This is a genomic window from Nostoc sp. FACHB-190, from assembly GCF_014696905.1.
Classification (GTDB): Bacteria; Cyanobacteriota; Cyanobacteriia; order Cyanobacteriales; family Nostocaceae; genus Nostoc_B.
Window position 1 is genome coordinate 1 of sequence record NZ_JACJQW010000092.1, and the last position, 6,910, is coordinate 6,910.

8 protein-coding genes and 1 pseudogene are annotated in these 6,910 nt (G+C 38.1%); 7 read left to right on the top strand and 2 right to left on the bottom strand.

The annotated features are described in order from the left end of the window. Window positions 1-301: pseudogene (locus tag H6G28_RS35910) on the top strand (hypothetical protein); the annotation flags it as partial. 76 nt (window positions 302-377) lie between these two features. On the opposite strand, the gene rsgA reads toward H6G28_RS35910, so the two are convergent. Next, on the bottom strand, window positions 378-1,439 hold the full coding sequence (gene rsgA / locus H6G28_RS35915) for a ribosome small subunit-dependent GTPase A (protein WP_190594304.1): 1,062 nt from the start codon (window positions 1,437-1,439) through the stop codon (window positions 378-380). A gap of 400 nt (window positions 1,440-1,839) precedes the next feature. On the opposite strand from rsgA, the gene H6G28_RS35920 reads away from it, so the two are divergent. From H6G28_RS35920 to H6G28_RS35940, 5 genes are all read left to right on the top strand, one after another. Then, complete coding sequence (locus tag H6G28_RS35920) at window positions 1,840-2,115, top strand: hypothetical protein (RefSeq protein ID WP_190594303.1); 276 nt, start codon at window positions 1,840-1,842, stop codon at window positions 2,113-2,115. A 218-nt stretch (window positions 2,116-2,333) separates the two neighbouring features. Continuing rightward, window positions 2,334-3,170: a hypothetical protein gene (locus H6G28_RS35925; protein ID WP_190594302.1), complete on the top strand. Its 837-nt coding sequence runs from the start codon at window positions 2,334-2,336 to the stop codon at window positions 3,168-3,170. A gap of 29 nt (window positions 3,171-3,199) precedes the next feature. Next, window positions 3,200-4,045, top strand: a complete 846-nt coding sequence (locus tag H6G28_RS35930) for a nucleotide-binding protein (protein ID WP_190678085.1) — start codon at window positions 3,200-3,202, stop codon at window positions 4,043-4,045. 13 nt (window positions 4,046-4,058) lie between these two features. Then, window positions 4,059-4,742 (top strand): P-loop NTPase family protein, encoded by a 684-nt coding sequence (locus H6G28_RS35935; protein WP_199331664.1) that lies wholly within the window; start codon window positions 4,059-4,061, stop codon window positions 4,740-4,742. Beyond that, the gene (locus H6G28_RS35940; protein ID WP_190594300.1) at window positions 4,743-5,339 is read left to right on the top strand and encodes a DUF6753 family protein; all 597 of its coding nucleotides are present in this window, start codon (window positions 4,743-4,745) and stop codon (window positions 5,337-5,339) included. A 32-nt stretch (window positions 5,340-5,371) separates the two neighbouring features. Here H6G28_RS35940 and H6G28_RS35945 read toward each other — a convergent pair whose 3' ends face one another. Next, on the bottom strand, window positions 5,372-6,034 hold the full coding sequence (locus H6G28_RS35945; RefSeq protein ID WP_190594299.1) for a response regulator transcription factor: 663 nt from the start codon (window positions 6,032-6,034) through the stop codon (window positions 5,372-5,374). 170 nt (window positions 6,035-6,204) lie between these two features. On the opposite strand from H6G28_RS35945, the gene H6G28_RS35950 reads away from it, so the two are divergent. Then, window positions 6,205-6,909 carry a sensor histidine kinase gene (locus H6G28_RS35950; protein WP_190678088.1) on the top strand — a complete coding sequence of 235 codons (705 nt, stop codon included), beginning with the start codon at window positions 6,205-6,207 and terminating at the stop codon, window positions 6,907-6,909. Window position 6,910 lies beyond the last annotated feature (1 nt).

The following is a 6,910-nucleotide window of genomic DNA, read 5'->3' on the forward strand; positions in this document are numbered from 1 at the left end:
AGCGGCTCCGGTCGAGAAACAAAATGTCTTGACAATGCTAGAAATTCAGACTGTAGAGGATGTTCATCGGTTGGCAGGGGATGAGGATGTCCAAAAATGGACTAGGGCGATCGGGGTGTATTTGGAACAGACTAAAAGTGAAATAACGCTGACCTTACTACAACAGAAATTGAAAATGCCGATGGTAGAAGTGTGGTTGGGATTGTTGCTGGGTGGCTTTACGTTAGAGCAACGAGGGGATTTTTATGAAAGTGAAAATGTCTGGGTAACGGGAAGTTCTTCTTTGAGTTCGATGCTCTAGAAATGATCTCGTCAAAAGAGAGTGATTATAACCCCGATTTCTTGAAAAAATCGGGGTTATTAAAGCTGATCAGATATTAATGCTGGTGATGATTTCGCATGGCTTTATGAATCTTCTTCCAGCGTTCTTTCTGGGCTAATTGCGCCCGTTGGTCTTGTTTGCGGACAAGATAGTTGAGTTCTTTTTGCAATTTTTGGTAGCCCAGAAATCTGGAATAATCGACTTCACCCTCAAGTAATGCTTGTTGCACTGCACAACCGGGTTCATTGTGGTGCTGGCAATTGCGAAAACGACATTCTGCGGCTAAGGTTTCGATGTCTGCAAAAGTTCCTTGCAAACTTTCATCACCTGCCCAAATTTGAATTTCTCGCATTCCTGGGGTATCAATAATGAAGCCGCCTGTTGGCAGTAATATCAATTCTCGATTTGTAGTGGTGTGTCTACCTCGGTCATCACCTTGGCGCACTGATTGCACAGCTTGCACTGATGCACCTTTGAGTTGGTTAGTGATTGTAGATTTACCCACACCAGAAGACCCTAGCAAAGCAACTGTTTGTCCTGGTTGGAGGTATGCTTTCAAAGCATCTAGTCCTTGATTGTTGGTAGCACTTAATATTAGAATTGGTACACCAATGGCAACAGCTTCCACTTTAGATATACACTCATCTAAAGAGTGGCACAGGTCAGCTTTATTTAAAATGATGACTGGATTCGCCCCACTTTCCCAAGCCAAAATGAGATAGCGTTCTATTCTTCTAGGGTTAAAGTCGCCATCAAGTCCACAAACCAAGAACACGGTGTCAACATTAGCTGCAACAATTTGTTCTTCGGTTTTACTACCAACTGTTTTCCGTGAAAACTTACTTTTTCTCGGCAAAATTCCGTGAATGGTAGCGCGTCCTTCTGACTCTCGTGCCTGAATGATAACCCAGTCTCCAACTGCGGGAAAGTCTTGTGGTTGAGTAGCTTGATGTCGCAGTTTCCCTGTAACTTTTGCTGCTAGTTCGCCTTGTTCGCTATAGACGATGTAAGTATTTCTGTATTCAATAGCAACCCTACCAACGCTAAATCCTTGTTGGCGATAGGGTACGAAACTGTGAGTAAAAAAGTCACTCCAGCCTAATAAATCCAAATTCATTGATATTTCCTTGATGTGTGCTGCTTGCTATGCACAAGGCGCACATTTTTGATCGCAGAGAGTATCATTCCTGTAAATGGAGGACTGAATGCAAATCTGTGCGCCTTGTATTGGTTTGTTTGAAGAGAACCCGGACAGCTAGAAATACAGTCATCTTTTTTCCTCGCTTTTATACTACAAAAATAATTTACATTACTACATTATCTCATTTTGGAAAAATTAGTCTTAAAAGCTTTCTTGCATTCGTATCTTACCTGATGAGTCTGGCGGTTGGGTATTCATTAAGGGTTTATGCGACTGTCCGGTATTGGCGGCTATAAAAGGACACTTTCTACTTAGTCAGCAACGCTCACGGGAATAGAGGGAAAATTACTAATACAAGTATACTACCGAGAAGTCTATGAGCGAAAACAGCAGCACCTACAACCACAATGGCAAGCCCCCCAGTCCCACAAGCGAATCGCTACAGTTGGCTCATCGATTTGTAAAGGCGATCGCTGAATACAACTGGACAGTTGACTATGTAAAGTTCTGTGAATTACTGGAGCTTGAGCCAGGGGATTTTGCAGATGAGCAATACCGATATTTTCAGCAGTTAGCGGAGGCACTCACTCGATTTGATGCGGAGTCTCTAGCAAAGATGATTGATGCGGGGGAAGCGAAGGTGGACGGGTGAGTGCGATCTGCTTGGCGAATACATATATACCCGGATTTCTCACCACACCTTTCAAAGCCTGTGCAGGGGAGCAGGGGGGAATGAAGGTACTCTCCTCCCAGCCCCTCTGCTTCTTATCTCTCCCTTTACAATAAAAAGTTAATAAAAACAATAGACGGAAGTACTAATTATTTTCACACATTCAGAGATTCCGGTGGGATTTTCTGTGTGTCATATTTATGACGCTACTAGAAAAAAAGAAGATGGTGAAAATTTGGACATTCTGGGAATTTGAGCATTCATCAAAAAATATTATTCGAGTAATAGATGCCCCCCAGGGTTTAGAGCTATTTGCAGAAGATGTATTTCAAATTATTGCTCCAGAACTTAATAACGAAAAAATTATAGTGATGGGCATCAAGATGAATCAAAGATGTACATCTGTAGAGGGAAAAATAGTAGCCGTTAATACACTGGATGCTTTAGCTATTCATGCTTTATCAGGTGTGGTAAAAGCAGACGTTATTAGACAATTAATGCAATGGGTGAGAAGCAATATTTTGCCTGTTTTTAAAAGAGAAAGTCCGCAATCAGAGTATTTTTATTACTCGGTTCAAAAAATTGATTTTCAACAAAAAACCTCATTATTAAGCTATTTATTCCTCAAAGGGATTCCGGCAGAAGAAAAAGTAATTGATTTTTACATGGATATACTTTATAAAAAAATTGCTTTATCAGAATGTAACAATAGGGATTATCAGGCTCAGGCAACTTATTTTGAAATAGTTCAACAAATAATTCGACCTTTTGTCATCCCCGTCTCAAGTAATTATAAAGATTTTTATGACAGATTAGTTTTACGTTCTGCCAATTTGTTGAATGCTCAAGAGCTTGATTTGCATGTATTTAATGCCTTGAAAAAACAACAAGATATTGAAATCCTAAATATCATGAACCAAGCATTGATTATCCAAGCGGTAGAATCTACTGCTAATAAATTTATTCCTGATGTGAAGAAATTTTATTTACAAATTCTGGAGCATTTTTCAGAAGAGATGAATGCAGGCTGTCAATGATTAAAAGAAAGAAAAAAGGAAGAACTGGAATGACTGATGCAACAGAAGCAATCAACACCAATACTGAAAACACTCAAAATACTACTGAAACCTATTCTCGGAGACTAATTATCACAACTGGAGACAAAGGTGGAGTTGGCAAATCTACGTTCACGCGAGGTTTACTGCAAACCTATTTAGATGTAGGCAAATCTTTCGTGGGATTTGATGCAGATATTTCTAATTCGCAACTGTCCAGATACTATGGAAAACATTGCACAATAGAAAAACTGGATATATTTAAAGAGGGGGGTATAGACGCTTTCTTTATTCAAATAAACAAAATGATTAATGAAAAAAAACCTGAAGATGGAACTAAGCAGGAAGAAGAATTGTTTCTATTGGAATTACCACCACAATCAGGAAAAATATTCCAGAATTTTGTTGAAGATATGACTTTTTTGGAAACAGCCTTGTTGGATTATAAAATTCGTGTAACGATAGTGGTAGTACTATCTAGGATAATTGATTCCATTAATCAATTTGTACATCTGCATAGTTTTTGTAGAGACATGGCGGATTATGTAATAGTAAAAAATTTATATTTTGGAGAAGAAAAGGAGTTCACTTTATACGATGGCTCCGAAAAAGTAAAAGCCATTAAACAAAGTATTTCTAACACTAAAACTCCGTTAATTGAAATTTGTATGCCTAAGTTAATAGCACATGCCTATGAATATTTAGATGCAAAAAACATGACTTTTAAGGCAGGAATGGAACAAATGGAAAATCCGGCTGTAAAAGGAAGAGTTAAGGGGTGGCTAAGAAACTTTAAACAAGAAATTGAACCAGCGAAAGGAATTTTGGGTTTGGATGGTTTGAAAATTGACTCCTAATAAAAGAATAATTATGACTGTAGGCGATTCGCGTGTGGGAAAGTCTACAGTTTCTAAACTGCTAATCGACCTACTTCTTCAACAAGAAAAAAAGGTCAAAGTTTACGATCATGATAACCGTCAAAGATTGAAAGCTTATGAAGAGGTGGCAATAATCGAAAAGCTTGATTTTTTTGAGGATGAAACAGACAAGTTTTTAATGACTTTAAACAAAAGAGAATTTGATGTCCTTTTAATTGATATGCCCGGACAGTACATCAATAAAATCTGCCAGTACATCAATCAGGTGGAATTATTTAGTCTCTTGGCTGACTATAAGTGGAAATTGACCTTTCTCCAACCAATATCACATAGATTGGACTGTCTTGATTATTTGAAAACTCTGCTGGAGCTTGCTGCCTTTAATGCTAATTATGTAGTAGTCAAGAATCAGCATTTTGGTACTCGTTTTACAGAGTATCAGTCAATCCAGCATAAATTAGCACTAGTCGGTGGTGTTGATGTTGAGCTAACTGGGTTGCATAGAGAAATGTATGAAGTCTTAGAAAGAAGGGGTAAACCTTATTCAATGGCCTCTAATGATATGTCTATTTATCTGATTTATCGGCAATATATTCACCAATGGATTAAAAAATTTTCCACCTCAATATTTAGCAAAAACATAGCGATTCAATATTTAGGCTTGGAGGCTAAATAAATGCAAGTAGGCGAAATATTACAGGGATATTCAGAAGCCGAGCAAAAACGCATATCTCAGATGTGCCAAGAGATGGGCATTTCAAGGGATGACCCCATGTTTCAGCTAATGGCAACATTGGGAAGATATGAGGAGACAATCATTGACCACCAAGCCCGAACCGAGGCAATGGTCGAAGCTTGGGCAACTCTCATAGACTCTAAGTTAGAGGACACAAGTAAAGCAGCCCAGTCAATGCACTATACCGTTATCTCCAGTGCGGTGCGCGATGTATTGAAAAATATGCAAAATCCCCTATCTTTGCCAGAAAATAATGGAAAGATAGGGGTTTGGTTGTGGGCAGTAATTGGCGGTGTATTGGCAGCCGGTGGCTTGCTTGGTTCTTTGACAACATGGAATGTTGTTTCAAACTTGAGTGGTAATCAAACAATAGTAGTATCTCAAAATGACTTAAAAGTATTGCAGTGGGCAAAAACGAAGGAGGGTCAACAGATGTATCAGACATTGTTGCAGAATCAAGCAGCGATCGCCGCCTGCCAACAACGAAAAGAATTGCAAGGTTATTGTCTGATTCGGGTTAGAAGTAATCAAAAATAAAATCTTGGCTGTTTTAATTGCGAATTGTAGAATCATCCAACCCTTAAATCTTCTGACTCTAAATAACCAAGTTCTTTACCTTTAATAATGGCTTGGGTTCGATCTCTTACGCCTAGCTTTGAAAATAAATTGCTGGCATGTGATTTTACCGTACTCACGGAGATATACAGTTTTTTTCCGATTTCATCATTAGAAAAGCCACGACCTATTAACTTGAGAATTTCTAGTTCTGTTTTGGTTGGAGTCTCGCGCCATTTTTTTCCTTTAATCCTGTTGTTATTGTTCTGCCAATTTACTAAGAATCGTCTAGCGATTTCTGGGTCGATAAAAGGATTACCGTTATATGTACAGGTGATGGCTTGCTTGATTAATCCTACGTCTGTCTTTTTTAAAATATATGAGTCCGCCCCATTTTGAAGGGCAGCGTTAATTACATCTTGCCCAGAATAGTAAGTCAAAGCAATTATTTTACTTTGACTTGTTTGTTTAAGACTGTAAATGACATCTAACCCAGACATGTCAGGCAAGCCGATATCAACTAGAACTATATCTGGATGCAGATCGGCAACTACCTTTATCCCTTCATTTCCGTTAGAAGCTTCTCCGCAAATCTCTAGTCCTGGCTCCTGAGATAAAGCCGATTTGATTCCTAATCTAGTTAGGCTTTCGTCTTCAATAATTACTATTCTGATCATCTTAATGTCTTGATTAAAATCTTTCTAGTATTTATAACATAAAGTTTTTATTAATATATATTCTTTTCCTGGATTAAAACAATTAAATCTAATCAACAGCGTCAGTTTAAATAATTTGACTGGATTTGTTGTAAAATAATTTAAATATGTTTTGTCAAGGAGAAAATTTAATGTCTAGCTTGACTGACAATGTAAATTTATCTGCTTTCGTCCACGATGTTCTTAATGGACTAGGTAGCACATCTTTGATTTTGAATCAACTGATCAATGGCGTACATGGGCTTTCTCAGGAAGAGGTAAAATCTTTGTTATCAGCTGTTTTACAAACAAACAATAGAATTGTTAATTTAGTTGAAGCGCAAAAAGTCAACCCAACAAACTTTGTGAGTCGGATTGATATGTTATTTTTTTTACAAAACTTATATTTAGAATTTTCTCCACTAGCCCAAGCACGATCTCTGGGACTGCATTATGTAACCATGCAAAAATACAAACACGGAACAACAGTAGTAGGAGATACTACAGGCTTAGAAAGAATGCTTTCTAATCTTTTGCAGAATGCAATTAATTATACTGAGTCTGGAGATATATTCTTGCGCCTTGCTAATCAAGATAATAATTTAGTGATCGAGATTGAGGATACTGGTATTGGGATTGCTCCAGAAAATCTAGAGAATATGTTTCGCCCTCTGTGGAGATCGCTTGATAGTCAAGGGTCAGGCTTGGGGTTGTATGTTGTCAAGTCTGTAGCGATCGCCCATGACTCTCAAGAAACACATTGCGTTGAGTCAGAAATGGGGGTAAGTTCCAAACCAAAAGCCAAAGCTTTTTTCTTGAGGTTGTTAACTACACGCTCTCGATACCGTTGCTCATAAG